Below are 14383 nucleotides of genomic sequence, written 5' to 3' on the forward strand. Positions count from 1 at the left end.
CATGCAGCAGCAATCCTTGAACCGGATCGCGCCCCCGCCGGCCGATCTTCTCGCAGGTGCGAGCCTGTTTCTCGACTTCGACGGCACGCTCGTCGAAATGGCACCCCGGCCCGACGCGGTCGTCGTCGACGAGCCGTTGCGGCTGTTGATGCGCGATCTCCTGCGCGCGCTCGACGGGCGGCTGGCGATCATCACCGGGCGGTCGATCGCGCAGATCGGCGGGCTGTTCGGCGATCTGCGCACGGCGGTCAGCGGCAGCCACGGGCTGGAATTCTGCTGGGCCGACGGGCGCCGCGCCGCGCCGGATGCGCCCGCCTGGCTGCCCGGCGCCTATGTCCAGGCGCGCGCGCTGGCCGAAGCCAACGAAGGCGTGGTGATCGAGGAGAAGCCGTTCGGCGTCGCGCTGCATTATCGCCTGCGGCCCGAGGCGGAGGCGGCGTGCCATGCGCTCGCCACCGCCATCGCCGAACAGGGCGGCGGCGTGCTCCAGCCCGGCAAGATGATGGTCGAGGTGCGCCCCGCCGGCGACGACAAGGGCAGCGCCGTGCGCCGGTTCATGGCCGATCCGGCGATGGCCGGAACCGTCCCGATATTCATCGGCGACGACCTGACCGACGAGCCCGCCTTCGTCGCCGCGCGCGAATTGGGCGGCCATGGTATTCTCGTTGGGCCAGACCGCGACACGGCGGCGAATTTTGCGCTAGGCTCGGTCTCCGAAACGCTCGCCTGGTTGCGCGCGGCACTGGGAGACCATGAATGACCGACCTCGACCTCTGGCCCATCGGTAACTGCCAGGTCAGTGCGCTGATCGATCGGCAGGGGCGCTTCGTGTGGGCGTGCGTGCCCCGCGTGGACGGCGATCCGCTGTTCTCGGCGCTGATCGGCGGCGAGGAGCCGGAGGCGGGCTATTGGTCGATCGAGCTGGAGAATGGCGCCGAGATCGAGCAGCATTATATCCGCAACACCCCGATCCTCGTCACCCGCCACCGCGATACCGCCGGCAACGCGATCGAAGTGATCGACTTCTGCCCGCGTCACCAGCGGCTCGGCCGCTCCTATCGCCCGGTCGCCTTCGCGCGCATCGTGCGGCCCATCGCCGGCAGCCCGCGCATCCGCGTGAAGCTGCGCCCCACCTGCGACTGGGGCCGCCCCTGCTCGCCGCACAATGGCGGGTCGAACCATCTGCGCTATCTGCTCGGCGGCCATTCGATGCGGCTGACCACCACCGGCCCGGTCGGCATGATCGAGACCGAGCGCAGCTTCCGCCTCGAGCGACCGCTGCATTTCTTCCTCGGCCCGGACGAGAGCTTCTCCTCCGATGTCGCCACCACGCTCGACCAGATGCTGTCGCAGACCACCGCCGAGTGGCAGCATTGGGTGCGCGGCCTGGCCGTGCCGCTCGAATGGCAGGATGTGGTGATCCGATCGGCCATCACCCTGAAGCTGTGCCAGCATGAGGAGACCGGCGCGATCGTCGCGGCGCTGACCACCTCGATCCCCGAACATCACGGGTCGCAGCGCAACTGGGACTATCGCTACTGCTGGATTCGCGACGCTTATTACACGGTGCAGGCGCTGAACCGGCTGGGCGCGCTCGACGTGCTGGAAGCGTATCTGGGCTATCTGCGCAACGTCGTCGATCAGGCCGAGGGCGGGCATATCCAGCCGCTCTACGGCGTGCTGGGCGAGGCGCAGCTGGAAGAGGGCTTTGCCGAACGGCTGGCGGGCTATCGCGGCATGGGCCCGGTGCGCGTGGGCAATCAGGCCTATGAGCAGATCCAGCACGACGCCTACGGCCAGATCGTCCTGTCCAACGTGCAGGCCTTCTTCGACCAGCGGCTCTATCGCGTCTCCGGCGTCGAGGATTTCGTCGCGCTGGAAAAGGTCGGCGAGCGCGCTTGGGCCTTCTACGATCAGCCCGACGCCGGCCTGTGGGAGCTGCGCACCCGCCAGAGCGTCCATACCTACTCCTCGGCGATGTGCTGGGCGGCGTGCGACCGTCTGGCGAACGCCGCCGAGCGGCTGCAATTGTTCGACAAGCAGGCTTTCTGGAACGACCGCGCCGACAAGATCCGCGCGCGCATCATCGAAGCCGCGTGGCGGCCGGAGACGGGGCGCATGTCCGCGACCTTCTCGGGCGACGATCTCGACGCCAGCCTGATCCAGCTGCTCGACCTGCGTTTCCTGTCGCCCTCCGACGAGCGGTTCCAAGGCACTTTGGCGGCGGTGGAGGAGGGGCTGCGGCGCGGATCGCACATGCTGCGCTACGCCACCGAGGATGATTTCGGCCTGCCCGAAACCGCGTTCAACGTCTGCACCTTCTGGCTGATCGAAGCCTTGCAGGCGACGGGCCGCAGCGCCGACGCGCGCGCCCTGTTCGAAGAGATGCTGACCCGCCGTACGTCGTCCGGGCTCCTGTCCGAAGACATCGATCCCGTCACCGGCGAACTGTGGGGCAATTACCCGCAGACCTATTCGCTGGTGGGCATGATCAACTGCGCCGCGATGTTGAGTAAACCCTGGACGTCTATCCGATGAGTCGATTGATCGTCGTTTCCAATCGTGTTTCCGCCCCGCGCGGCTCCCATTCGGGCGCGCAGGGCGGGTTGGCCGTCGCATTGTCGGCGGCGTTGCAGGAATATCGCGGCATCTGGTTCGGCTGGTCGGGTGAGGTGACCGACCAGTTCACCGGCCAGATCAGCTTCGAGCGCGAGCATGGCGTCACCACCGCCACGATCGATCTCGAGCCGCAGGACGTGGAAGAATATTACGACGGCTACGCCAACCGGACCCTGTGGCCGCTCTTTCACTATCGCGTCGATCTGGCCGAGTTCGAGCGGGGTTTCGCCGACGGATACCAGCGGGTCAACGAGCGCTTCGCCCAGACGCTGATGCCGCTGATCGAGCCCGACGATGTCGTCTGGATTCAGGATTATCATCTGCTGCCGCTCGGGCAGGAGCTGCGCCGTCGCGGCGCGCGCGAGCGGATGGGGTTCTTCCTCCACATCCCCTGGCCGCCGCGCCGCCTGCTTTCGACCCTGCCGGTGGCCGAGGAACTGGTCCGCACGCTGTTCGCCTATGACGTGATCGGCTTCCAGACCGACGAGTGGCTGCAATCCTTTCTCGATTATGTCCGCGAGGAGATGGGCGGCCATATCGAGGGCGACCATGTCGTCCTCGGTGAGCGGCGCATCCGCGTGATGGCCTGCCCGATCGGCATCGACGCCGAGAATTTCGCGCAACTGGCGCGCAGCCCACAGGCGCGCATGGCCTATCGCAACATGCGCGACAGCGCCGTCGGCCGCGACATGATCATCGGCGTCGACCGGCTCGATTATTCGAAGGGGCTGGAAGAACGCTTCCTCGGCTACGAACGCTTCCTGAAGGAGCATCCCGCCGCCCGCAAGGAGGTGTTTCTCCTCCAGATCGCGCCGCCCTCGCGCGCGGCGGTGGAAAGCTACCGCATCATCCGCGCCTCGCTCGACAGCCTCTCGGGGCGGGTCAACGGCGCCTATGCCGATCTGGACTGGGTGCCGATCCGCTACGTCAACCAGGGCTATTCGCGCGACGTGCTGGCGGGCGTCTATCGCGCCGCCAAGATTGGGCTGGTGACGCCGCTGCGCGACGGGATGAACCTCGTCGCCAAGGAATATGTCGCGGCGCAGGATCCGGAGGATCCGGGCGTGCTGATCCTGTCGCGCTTCGCCGGCGCCGCCTCGCAACTGACGGCCGCCGTGCTGGTCAATCCGCACAGCGCGGAGGAGATTTCCGACGCGATCATGACCGCGCTGCGCATGCGCCGCGAGGAGCGGATCGAACGCTGGCGCTCGCTGATGGACAATGTCGAGCGCGAGGATGTCGTCTGGTGGCGGCAGACCTTCGTCTCCGCCCTGATGGGTGAGGATCAGGCCTTGCTGGTGGACAGCGAACCTTCGGGCGACTGAAGCAGCGACAGATCGCCGCGATGCCGGGGCAGGGCTTCGGGCATGTCGGTGCGGATATAGGCCAGGACCGCTTCGCGCACGTCGCAGCGCAGATCGAAAGCGGTCGAGGCATCCTTGGCGGTCATCAGCGCGCGGACCTCGATCGCGTCGGTCTTGCTGTCGGTCACCTGCATGTTGAAGAACCGTTTGTCCCAGCGCGGGTTGGCGGCGATGATCTCGCCCAGTTTCTCGCGCAGGCGGGGGATGTCGGCGGCGGGATCGAGATACCAGACGACCGCGCCGAGCAACTGGCTGGTCTCGCGCGTCCAGTTCTGGAAGCTCTCCTCCAGGAATTTGGAGACGGGCACCACCAGCCGCCGGTCGTCCCAGATGCGGACCACCACGAAGGTCAGGCGGATATCCTCGATCCGGCCCCATTCATTGTCGATGATGACCACGTCGTCGAGGCGGATCGGCTCGGTAAAGGCCATCTGGAGACCGGCGATCAGGTTCTTGAGCGCGGGCTGGGCGGCCGCGCCGATCGCCAGTGCGGCGAGACCGGCCGAGGCGATCAGGGTGACGCCCACCGTGCGGACGGCGGGGATGCTCATCAGCATCAGGCAAAAGGTCGCCAGGATCACGGTGGCGACGAGGATGCGGTGGAGGATCGAGGCGCGCGTACGGCGGCGGCGGGCGCGGAGGTTGTCCTCCACGCTGATGTCGGCCTTGAACAGGATGATGTCGGTGCTGGCGCTCAGGATCTTCACCGCCAGCCAGCCGATCAGGCCGGGTATCACGAGGCCCGCGACCCGGCGCCACAGTTCCAGTTCCTGTCCGTCGAGCTTCAGCGCGGGCTGGACGATGACGAGGGCCAGCGCCACCAGCAGCCAGCGGCTGGCGCGGTGCATGTGGCGGATGATGATGTCATCGGTCTGCGTCACGGTGCGGCGCGCGGCGCGCGCGGCGACCTTCATCACGACATAATGGGTCATCAGCGCCACGAGCACCGCGACCGCCACGATCAGGATCGAGCGCACCCATTCCGGGATGTCGGCCAGGATGGACGCCATGGATGTTCCTCATCGTCGTGGTTGTGAAGCGATCAACCGGGGGCGGCGACGACGGTTCCGCTGCAATGCGGCATTGGCGTAAATCCGCGATCGTTCTGCCGCGACAACGATACGGCCCGGCGCAGCGCGACCGGGCGTTTCAGCCCGTCAAGGGAACAGAAAGCCGGGGTCGGCCTTTGCTTGGTCGATGACCTCGCCACCTCTCGACCGCCGCGCTCTCCTCATCGGCTCGCTCGCCGGCGCGTTCACCCTCTCCCTGCCGCGCGCCGCTTTCTCGCAGAATGAGGTGAAGCGCATCGACGCGCTGATCGCGAAGATGACGATCGAGGAAAAGGCCGGGCAGATGAGCTGCCTCGCCGACAGCTTCCGCCCCTTCAACCCGCCCAATCCCAAGACCGGCGTGCAGGACAAGCGCCGGCTGGGCGAGATCATCCGCAAGACCGGCGTGGGATCGCTCTTCAACGGCATCGGCGCGAAGGGCGCGCGCGAGGCGCAGGATATCGCGGTCAGGCAGAACCGGCTCGGCATCCCGATCCTGTTCGCGGGCGACGTGATCCACGGGCTGCGCACGATCTTCCCCGTGCCGCTGGCCGAGGCGGCGAGTTTTGATCCTACGCTCGCCGAACGAACCGCCCGCGCCGCCGCGCTGGAGGCGACGGCGGCGGGCATCCACCTCACCTACGCCCCCGTCGTCGATGTCGCGCGCGATCAGCGCTGGGGCCGGGTGGTCGAGGGGGCGGGGGAGGATGTCTATCTGGGCAAACTCTTCGCCGCCGCCCGAGTGAAGGGTTTGCAGGGCCGCAACACCCGCCGCGCCGACAGCCTGCTCGCCTCGCCGAAGCATTTCGCGGCCTATGGCGCGGTGCTGGCCGGGCTCGACTACAACAATGTCGACATCTCGGACGAGACCTTGCGCGAGACGCATCTGCCTCCGTTCCAGGCCGCGATCGACGCAGGGGCGCTGGCGCTGATGTCCAGCTTCAACGAGATCAACGGCGTGCCCGCCACCGCCGATCATGCGCTGATGACCGATCTGCTGCGCGGCGAGATGGGCTTTCGCGGCTTCGTCTGCTCGGATTTCTCGGCCGATCAGGAACTGGTCGCGCACGGCTTCGCCGAGGACGATCGCGATGCCGCGCGGCTGGCGATCCTCGCCGGGGTCGACATGTCGATGCAGAGCGGCATTTACCTCCGCTACATCCCCGAGCTGGTGGAATCGGGCGCGATCCCGATGAGCACGATCGACGTGGCGGTGCGCCGCATCCTCTACGTCAAGACCGCCGCCGGCCTGTTTGACGATCCCTATCGCTCGATCGACGAGAAGGCCGAGGCGATCCATATCTCCTCGCCCGACAAGATCGCTTTGTCGCGCGAGGCCGGCGCGCGGTCGATCGTGCTGCTCCGCAACGAGGGCGATCTGCTGCCGCTCTCCGCCGACAGCCAGAAGCGCATCGCCCTGATCGGCCCGTTCGCGGACGACAAGGACAATATCCTCGGCCCCTGGTCCTTCTACGGCGACGTGAAGCTCAACGTGGACATCGCCACCGGCCTGCGCGCCCGCATGGCCTATCCCTCGCAACTCACCGTCGAGCGCGGTTCGGGCATCGAGGCGCCGATCAGGGACGGCATCGCCCGCGCGGTCGAGGCGGCGAAGGAGGCGCATATCGTGATCCTCGCGCTGGGCGAGGGGGCGGATATGTCGGGCGAGGCGGAATCGCGCACCGAGATCGGCATCCCGCCCGCGCAGCAGGCGCTGGCCGATGCCGTCGCGGCGGTCGGCCGGCCGACGATCGTGCTGCTCCGCCACGGCCGGGCGCTCGCCTTGCAGGGCGCGATCAGCGCCGCGCCCGCGATCCTGGCGACGTGGTTCCTCGGCAGCCAGACGGGCCATGCCATCGCCGACGTGCTGTTCGGCTTCGTCAATCCCTCGGCCAAGCTGCCGGTCAGCTTCCCGTGGGAGAGCGGGCAGGAGCCGTTCTTCTATGATCGGAAGTCGACCGGCCGCCCGGTGGTGGAAAACGCCTCCACCGAATATCGCACCCGCTTCCGCACGACCGACAATACCGCGCTGTTCCCCTTCGGCCATGGCCTCGGCTACAGCGACTTCCAGCTTTCCGGCCTGAAACTCAGCACCGAAAAATTGGGGTGGGACGAGACGCTGGAGATCGAGGCGGCGATCCGCAACACCGGCAAGGTGGCGGGGGCCGAGGTGGTCCAACTCTACATCCGCGACCGCATCGCCAGCCGCACCCGCCCGATCCGCGAACTGAAGGGCGTCCACCGCGTCGAGCTCGCGGCGGGCGACAAGGGCAAGGTGCGCTTCACGCTGAAACGGGCGGATTTGATGTTCGTGGGATCGGACAGTAAATGGATCGCCGAACCCGGCCTGTTCGACATCTGGGTCAGCCGCTCCTCGATCGGCGGGCTGGCCGGCAGCTTCCGCCTGATGGCGCCGGGCGCGGTCTAGCCCGCGAAATCGAACGCCAGCTGATCGCGCGCGAACTCGATCTCGGCCTGGGCATTGGCCTGGCCAAAGATCATCACCCGGTTCCGGCCCAGCCGCTTCGCGTCATACAGCGCGCGATCGGCCATGCCGTAGAGCTTCTGGAAGCCGGTGGCGCGGTGGCCCTCGGCGACGCCGATACTGACCGTGACGGGGCGGCGGGCGGTGACCGGGCCGTGGTCGCACGCGCCGAGCAGGGCGCGGGCGCGTTCCGCCAGCGCGCGGATCGCGGGCGCGTCGCGCTCGGCCACGCCGATCATGAACTCCTCGCCGCCCAGCCGTCCGACGATGGTTCGCGCGTCCTCCATGCCCGACAGGCAGCGCGCCAGCGTCACCAGCACGGTATCGCCCGTCTCATGGCCGAAGCGGTCGTTGATCGCCTTGAATTCGTCGGCGTCGATCAGCAGCAGCGCGATATGGCCGCGCGCCGGATCGGCCGTCGCCCACATCGCCTCGGCCCGGGCGAGGAAGCCGCGCCGGTTGAGCAGGCCGGTCAGCGGATCGCGCGCGGCCAGCTCGCTCAGCTCCAGCTCGGCGGCGCGGGCGGCGTCGCGCTCGACGCGCAGGCGGGCGAGGCGGCGGGTCTGGCCGATCGACAGCCACACCGTCTGCAACGCGGAGGCGAACAGCACCATGATCTGCGATCCGCCGCCGAACAGGGAATCGCGGAAATCGAAGAACATCGTGAAGGTCAGCACCGCCATCGGCACCGCCCACGCATAGGCCAGATCGCGCGCCTCCTGGCTGCCGCGCCGCCAGCCTATCACGATCGCCAGCACCACGGCGGCGATATCGGCGAGGCTGAAGACCTCCAGCAGCAGGCCGACGACGCTGATCGGCGCATTGGTGAACGCTACCGACAGCCCCAGCAGCGCATTGGCCCCGGCCAGCGCGAACAGGCCGATGTGCAGCCAGCGCGGCAGCACGCCCCGGCGGATCGCCGTCGCCCCGCTCATCGTGGCCAGCGCGATCGCCAGCACGGCGAGGAAGGTTGAGGTCTGCGCCGCCGTCGTGCCCGCCACCCCCGGCACCACCCACAAAGCGAATTGCGACCAGAGCGTGCCCCACACGAACACCGTCGTCGCCCACAGGCTGTGCCACAGGAGGAACTGGCGCCGCGCCGCGATCGACAGGCACAGATTGTAGATCGCGCCCGCCAGCAACAGCGTCAGCGCCCCGCCGACGAGCCCCGCGACCAGAGCCAGCTCGGTGCCGATCGGCGCGGTGGGGACGATCCGGCCGCGCACGAGCGTATGGCTGGCGAGATGATCGAAGCGCATCGTCACGTCGGTCAACGCCGCGTCGCGCAACGGCGCATCGAAGCGCAGATGGCCGCCGATCCGCCAGAAGGTGCCGTAATCGCCGCGCGTCACCCCCTGCCGCACGACGCGCCCGTCGGCATAGGTGAAGAACACCGTCATCCGATCGAAGCGGGTGTGGTGGAGCATCAGCGACACGCCGCGCGGCGGCAGGCCGAGCGCGGCGGTCTCGGCGTGGAGCCACAGCGCCCTATCCTGATAGTCGCGCGGCTCACCGGTGCAGGAATAAGCGCGCGGCGGCGGGGCGTCGATCGGCAGGGCTGCCGACTTGGTCGCGTGGCACAGGGAACCGCCGATCTTGAGCGGCACGGCGCGCGCCATGGCGGGCAGCCACAGCGCCGCCAGCGCCACGATCGCGAGGATCAGCGCGCGCGAAAAGGGATGCGCCGACGCAGGGCGAAGCGATCGCGGACCGTCCAGCACTCTACCCCCGCAAAGCCACGCACCCCGAAGCGGGCGCCCGCATGGCCGAAAATCGCGGAAATGTCACGGAAATTACGGAGTTGGAGTGGGATATGGGCACAAGTTCACCGCGCGTCGAACGCCGCCCGCGCCGCCTCGATCCGCTCCAGATTGGCGGCGGCCCAGCTCCACACGCCGCAGAACGCCTCGGCCAGGGTGAAGCCCAGATCGGTCAGCCGATATTCCACCTTCGGCGGCACCACCGGATGCACCGTCCGCACGACCAGCCCGTCGCGCTCCATCTGGCGCAGCGTCTGGGTCAGCATCTTCTGGCTGATCCCGTCGGCCAGCGCCGCGATGCGCGAGAAGCGTTGCTCGCCATGTTCGGTCAGCACCTCCAGCACGATCATCGTCCATTTGTCCGCCACGCGCCCGATCGCCTCGGTGACGAGCGCCTCGATACGGGGATCGAGATCGGCGGGATAATCGTGCGAGACGGCGGGGGCGGGGTTGGCCATGGTTTCCTCATCGTAAGTACCGCACTTTCTGGTGCCTACTTTCTAACGGAGAGTATCGCGCCTACCTGGACGATCGCGCAACCGGAAACCGAAAGGCCCCCCATGAACATCAGCGGCAACACCATCCTCATCACCGGCGGCGGATCGGGCATCGGCCGGGCGCTGGCCGAGGCGCTCCATGCCGAGGGCAACAGCATCATCATCGCCGGCCGCCGGCGCGCCGCGCTGGAGGCGGTGGTCGCCGCCACCCCAGGCATCGCCATCGCTCCGCTCGACATCGCCGACGGCGCCACCATCCCCGATTTCGCCGCCCGCCTGATCGCGGCCTATCCGGCGCTCAACGTCGTCATCAACAATGCCGGGGTGATGATCGCCGAGGATCTCACCGCCGAGCCGGTCGATCTCGCCGTGGCTGAGGCGACGATCGCGACCAATCTGCTGGGGCCGATCCGGCTGACGGCGGCGCTGCTGCCCCATCTGAAGGCGCAGCCGGCCGCGACGGTGGCGATGGTGTCGTCGGGCCTCGCCTTCGTGCCGCTGGCCGCCACGCCGACCTATTCGGCCACCAAGGCGGCGATCCACAGCTACAGCGAGTCGCTGCGCCACCAGTTGCGCGGCACCAGCGTCGACGTGATCGAGATCGCGCCGCCCGCCGTCGCCACCGATCTGATGCCCGGCCACGCCGACAACCCCAATTCGATGCCGCTCGACGCCTATATCGCCGAGACGATCGCCGATCTGAAGGCGCGGCCGGCCGGCCCGGAAAACCTGGTCGAGCGGGTGAAGCTGCTGCGCGATGCCGAGCGCGAGGGCCGCTATGCCGACACGTTCGCGATGCTGAACGGCAAGGATTGACGGGCAAGGGGGCTGGTGCCGGTTGAGGGGATTGAACCCCCGACCTTCGGTTTACAAAACCGCTGCTCTACCGCTGAGCTAAACCGGCGCGCCGGTCTCCCATGCGACAGCGGGGCGGCGAGGTCCAGCCTCAACACGACCTAAGATACTCGTCGGTCAAACCGTTCCAGCCTGGCCGTCATCCCGCGTGTTTCGGTTTCGTCGCGGCCGTAGACGGTGAAATTGGGGCTCTCGGCGCGGACCCATTTCGCCACCGCCTGATCCGGCCGCCCGGTGACGACGATGTCGCCACGCGCCGGCCCGCTGCGTTGCTGCGCGCCGGCGGGCAGGATCGACGCGACGGTCAGGGCGAGCAGCATCGCCCCCGAACCCCAGCGCCTCATCTCGACCCTTCCCGCATCGATCACAGGGTAGCCGGGCGCGATCCGCACGCAAGTATCGCCAAGGACTTATCTTGTGCCTAGCCCCACGCGCCACACCCGCCTATCACTCGTCCGATGGCCGCCCCGCGTTCGTTTCGTCCCAAGCCCCCGCCCAAGCCCGTCAAGCCGCCGCTGCGGGTGAGCCGGCGGCAACTGCTCGTGGGGGGCGGGGCCGGTGTGGGGCTGGTCGTGGCGTGGGGGCTGTGGCCGCGGCGCTATCGGCCGAATGTCGCCGCCGCGCCGGGCGAGACGGTGATGAACGCCTGGCTCAAGATCGGCGAGGACGGGCATATCACCGCCGTCGTGCCGCAGGCGGAGATGGGGCAGGGGGTGTGGACCTCCATGGCGCAGATCCTGGCCGACGAACTGGGGGCGGACTGGCGCACCGTGGGGGTCGAGCCCGCGCCGCCGGGGCCGCTCTACGCCAACACCCTGCTGTTCGAGGAAGCCGCCGACGAGAAGGTGTGGAGCCTGTTCTCGCGCCCCGCCCGCTGGATGGCGCGCGAGGCGGCGGAGCGATCGGGCTTCGTCATCACTGCGGGCTCCACCTCGATCCGCGCGTTCGAGCAGCCGCTGCGCGAGGCGGCGGCGATGGCGCGGGCGATGTTGCAGATGGCGGCAGCCGACATCTGGAAGGTCGACTGGCAGGCGCTCGACACCGCCGCCGGTTTCGTGACGCATGGCGACGAGAAGATGCGCTTCGCCGGCCTCGCCGCCAAGGCCGCCGGCTTCTCGCCGCCCGACGATCCGCCGCTGCGCGAGGTGGGCGAGGGCGATATTTCGGGCCATGCCGTGCCCCGCATCGATCTGCCGTCCAAGATCGACGGGTCGGCGCAATATACCGCCGACGTGCGCCTGCCGGGGATGCTGTTCGCCTCCGTCCGCAACGCGCCGCACCCCGACAGCCGGTTCGAGCGGTTCGCCGGGGAAAAGGCCGCCGAGCGCGTGCCGGGGGTGGTGAAGCTGTTCCGCAACCCCGGCTGGGTGGCGGTGGTGGCGAGCAATTGGTGGGCGGCGGACCATGCGCTCGACAGGATGCAGCCGCGCTTCACGCTGGCGGGCCTGCCCGACGACAAGGCGGTCGCGGGCGCGCTGAATGCGGCGCTGACCGGCCCGACCAAGCATGTCATGGCATCCGAGGGCGATGCCGACGAGGCGCTGGCGGTGCCGCAGGGGCGGGTCGAGGCGAATTATTCGGTGCCCTTCGGCGTCCATGCGCCGATCGAGCCGCTGACCGCGACGGCACGGGTGACGGGCGATCGGCTCGAGGTGTGGGCGCCGACCCAGGCGCCGGGCATCGCGCGCGCGGCGGCGGCGCGCGCGGCTGGGTTCGACGAGGCGCGGGTGACGATCTATCCGATGTTCGTCGGCGGCGGCTTCGGGCGGAAGATCGAGGTGGATGCGATCGAGCAGGCCGCGATCGTCGCCGCCAAGCTCAAGAAGCCGGTGCAGCTTACCTGGAACCGCGCCGAGGAGACGATGCGGGATCGCTTCCGCCCGCCGGCCAAGGCGCGGATGGCGGCCGTCATCGGCCCCGGCAAACGGCTGGCGGCGTGGAAGGCGCGGATCGCGGCACCCTCGACGATGCGGGCGCTGGAGGAGCGGCTGATGCCGGGCTTCTCGATTGGCGGCGGGGCGACGGCCGAGGCGGCGGCGGTGGCGGGCGCCGCCCCGCCTTATGCGATCCCCGCGATGGCGGTGGAGCATGCCGCCGCCGCCCTGCCGATCGGCACCGGCATGGGGCGGGCGGTGGCGCACAGTTACACCGCTTTCTTCACCGAAGGCTTCATGGACGAACTGGCGCTGCTGGCCGGCGTCGATCCGGTCAGCTTCCGCATCCAGCATCTGGGTGCCGCGCCGCGTCTGGCGCGCTGCCTCCAGCGGGTGGCGCAGATGGGTGAGTGGGACGGGCCGGGCAAGGGGCAGGGGGTGGCGTGCCACTCGGCCTTCGGCAGCCATGTCGCGCTGCTGGCCGAGGCGGACGTGGAGGAAAAACGCATCCGGGTGCGCCGGGTGATCGCGGTGGTCGATTGCGGGCGGGCGATCCACCCCGATATCGTCGCGCAGAATATCGAGAGCGGGATTATCTGGGGGCTGGCGGCAACCATGCAGCCGGCGATCGGTTTCGCAGGCGGAATGGCCAATGTGCGTGACTTCATGGGGCTGAACCTGCCCCGGCTGGCCGATTCCCCGGAGATCGTGGTGGAAGTGATCGAGAGCCAGGAGGCGCCGGGCGGCGTCGGCGAGCTGGGCGTGCCGCCGGTGGCGCCCGCCATCGCCAACGCCGTGTTCGCCGCGACGGGCGCGCGGCTGCGCGATCTGCCGCTGGTGATCCCGGCCGCATGAGCGAGCCCGCCGGTCATCCCGTCATCCCGCCCCCGCGCATCGGCGTGCTTCTCGTCAATCTCGGCACGCCCGACGCGCCCGAGCCGGGGGCGGTGCGACGCTATCTGGCGGAGTTCCTCGCCGACCGGCGGGTGGTGGAAATCCCGCCGATCCTGTGGCGGCCGATCCTGCACGGCATCATCCTGCGTACCCGCCCGAAGAAATCGGCCCATGCCTATCAACAGGTATGGCGTGAGGACGGATCGCCGCTGGCCGCCATCACCGCCGAGCAGGCGGCGGCGTTGCAGGCGGTGCTGGGTGGCGAGGTGATGGTCTATCATGCGATGCGCTACGGCCGGCCCGCCATCGCCGAGCGGATCGCCGCGCTGAAGGCGCTCGGCTGCGATCGCATCCTGATCGCGCCGCTCTACCCGCAATATTGCGCCGCGACGACCGCGACCGCCAACGACGCCGCCTTCGCCGCGCTGGCGGACATGCGCTGGCAGCCGGCGATTCGCACCCTGCCGCCCTATCATGACGATCCGGCCTATATCGACGCGCTGGCGACCTCGGTGCGCGACGCGCTGGCGGGGCTCGACTGGGCGCCCGACGCGATCGTGGCCAGCTTCCACGGCATGCCGCAGCGGACCCTGGCGCTGGGCGATCCCTATCACTGCCATTGCCAGAAGACGGCACGGCTGCTCTCCGAAGCGCTGGGGCGCGAGATCGTGATCGCCTTCCAGTCGCGCTTCGGGAAAGCGAAATGGCTGGAACCGGCGACCGACGCGACGCTGGAGCGGTTGGCGCGCGAGGGGAAACGCAACCTCGCGATCCTCGCGCCGGGCTTTTCGGCGGACTGCCTGGAGACGCTGGAGGAGCTGGAAATTCGCGGGCGGCAATCATTTGTCGCGGCAGGTGGAAAAAACTTCCACCTCATCCCTTGCCTGAATGCGTCGCCCTTGGGCATTGATCTCATTGCCCATGCCGTCCGGCGTGAGCTTCAAGGATGGATCACCGTCGCTTAGCGTCCATAATCGATAGAGGAG

The 14383-nt window shown here is 68.7% G+C and carries 11 protein-coding genes and 1 tRNA gene; 7 read left to right on the forward strand and 5 right to left on the reverse strand.

All coding sequences use genetic code 11. The features are described from left to right. Positions 1-16: 16 nt before the first annotated feature. From otsB to otsA, 3 genes are read left to right on the forward strand one after another with little or no spacing between them, the layout of a single operon-like run. On the forward strand, positions 17-760 hold the full coding sequence (gene otsB / locus PQ455_RS03240; RefSeq protein WP_273689149.1) for a trehalose-phosphatase: 744 nt from the start codon (positions 17-19) through the stop codon (positions 758-760). Continuing rightward, positions 757-2538, forward strand: a complete 1782-nt coding sequence (locus PQ455_RS03245) for a glycoside hydrolase family 15 protein (protein WP_273689151.1) — start codon at positions 757-759, stop codon at positions 2536-2538. The genes otsB and PQ455_RS03245 overlap by 4 nt, the downstream gene beginning before the upstream one ends. Then, the gene (gene otsA / locus PQ455_RS03250; protein ID WP_273689152.1) at positions 2535-3944 is read left to right on the forward strand and encodes an alpha,alpha-trehalose-phosphate synthase (UDP-forming); all 1410 of its coding nucleotides are present in this window, start codon (positions 2535-2537) and stop codon (positions 3942-3944) included. The genes PQ455_RS03245 and otsA overlap by 4 nt, the downstream gene beginning before the upstream one ends. Here the strand turns inward: otsA and PQ455_RS03255 are convergent. Further along, a complete protein-coding gene (locus PQ455_RS03255; protein WP_273689154.1) occupies positions 3905-4993 on the reverse strand; it encodes a mechanosensitive ion channel family protein in 1089 nt (362 codons plus the stop codon). The genes otsA and PQ455_RS03255 overlap by 40 nt on opposite strands. A gap of 187 nt (positions 4994-5180) precedes the next feature. On the opposite strand from PQ455_RS03255, the gene bglX reads away from it, so the two are divergent. Beyond that, a complete protein-coding gene (gene bglX, locus PQ455_RS03260) occupies positions 5181-7460 on the forward strand; it encodes a beta-glucosidase BglX (RefSeq protein ID WP_273689157.1) in 2280 nt (759 codons plus the stop codon). Here the strand turns inward: bglX and PQ455_RS03265 are convergent. Together PQ455_RS03265 and PQ455_RS03270 are read right to left on the reverse strand one after the other, a co-directional pair. Further along, positions 7457-9238 carry a sensor domain-containing diguanylate cyclase gene (locus PQ455_RS03265; protein ID WP_273689159.1) on the reverse strand — a complete coding sequence of 594 codons (1782 nt, stop codon included), beginning with the start codon at positions 9236-9238 and terminating at the stop codon, positions 7457-7459. The two genes, bglX and PQ455_RS03265, sit on opposite strands and share 4 nt — an antisense overlap. A gap of 104 nt (positions 9239-9342) precedes the next feature. After that, positions 9343-9735, reverse strand: a complete 393-nt coding sequence (locus tag PQ455_RS03270; protein ID WP_273689161.1) for a winged helix-turn-helix transcriptional regulator — start codon at positions 9733-9735, stop codon at positions 9343-9345. A gap of 102 nt (positions 9736-9837) precedes the next feature. Here PQ455_RS03270 and PQ455_RS03275 point away from each other — a divergent pair, with 102 nt between their 5' ends. Then, positions 9838-10590, forward strand: coding sequence for an SDR family oxidoreductase (locus PQ455_RS03275; protein ID WP_273689162.1), 753 nt, complete (start codon positions 9838-9840; stop codon positions 10588-10590). Positions 10591-10603: 13 nt separating this feature from the next. On the opposite strand, the gene PQ455_RS03280 is transcribed toward PQ455_RS03275, so the two are convergent. Both PQ455_RS03280 and PQ455_RS03285 read right to left on the reverse strand, forming a co-directional pair. After that, positions 10604-10678 (reverse strand) — tRNA-Thr (locus tag PQ455_RS03280). A gap of 52 nt (positions 10679-10730) precedes the next feature. Beyond that, a complete protein-coding gene (locus PQ455_RS03285; protein ID WP_273689163.1) occupies positions 10731-11021 on the reverse strand; it encodes a hypothetical protein in 291 nt (96 codons plus the stop codon). A 66-nt stretch (positions 11022-11087) separates the two neighbouring features. Here PQ455_RS03285 and PQ455_RS03290 point away from each other — a divergent pair, with 66 nt between their 5' ends. Beyond that, positions 11088-13358 (forward strand): xanthine dehydrogenase family protein molybdopterin-binding subunit, encoded by a 2271-nt coding sequence (locus tag PQ455_RS03290; RefSeq protein ID WP_273689165.1) that lies wholly within the window; start codon positions 11088-11090, stop codon positions 13356-13358. Beyond that, positions 13355-14362 carry a ferrochelatase gene (gene hemH / locus PQ455_RS03295; RefSeq protein WP_273689167.1) on the forward strand — a complete coding sequence of 336 codons (1008 nt, stop codon included), beginning with the start codon at positions 13355-13357 and terminating at the stop codon, positions 14360-14362. Before PQ455_RS03290 ends, hemH begins: the two co-directional genes overlap by 4 nt. Positions 14363-14383: the final 21 nt, after the last annotated feature.

The sequence above is a fragment of the Sphingomonas naphthae genome (assembly GCF_028607085.1).
Classification (GTDB): Bacteria; Pseudomonadota; Alphaproteobacteria; order Sphingomonadales; family Sphingomonadaceae; genus Sphingomonas_Q; species Sphingomonas_Q naphthae.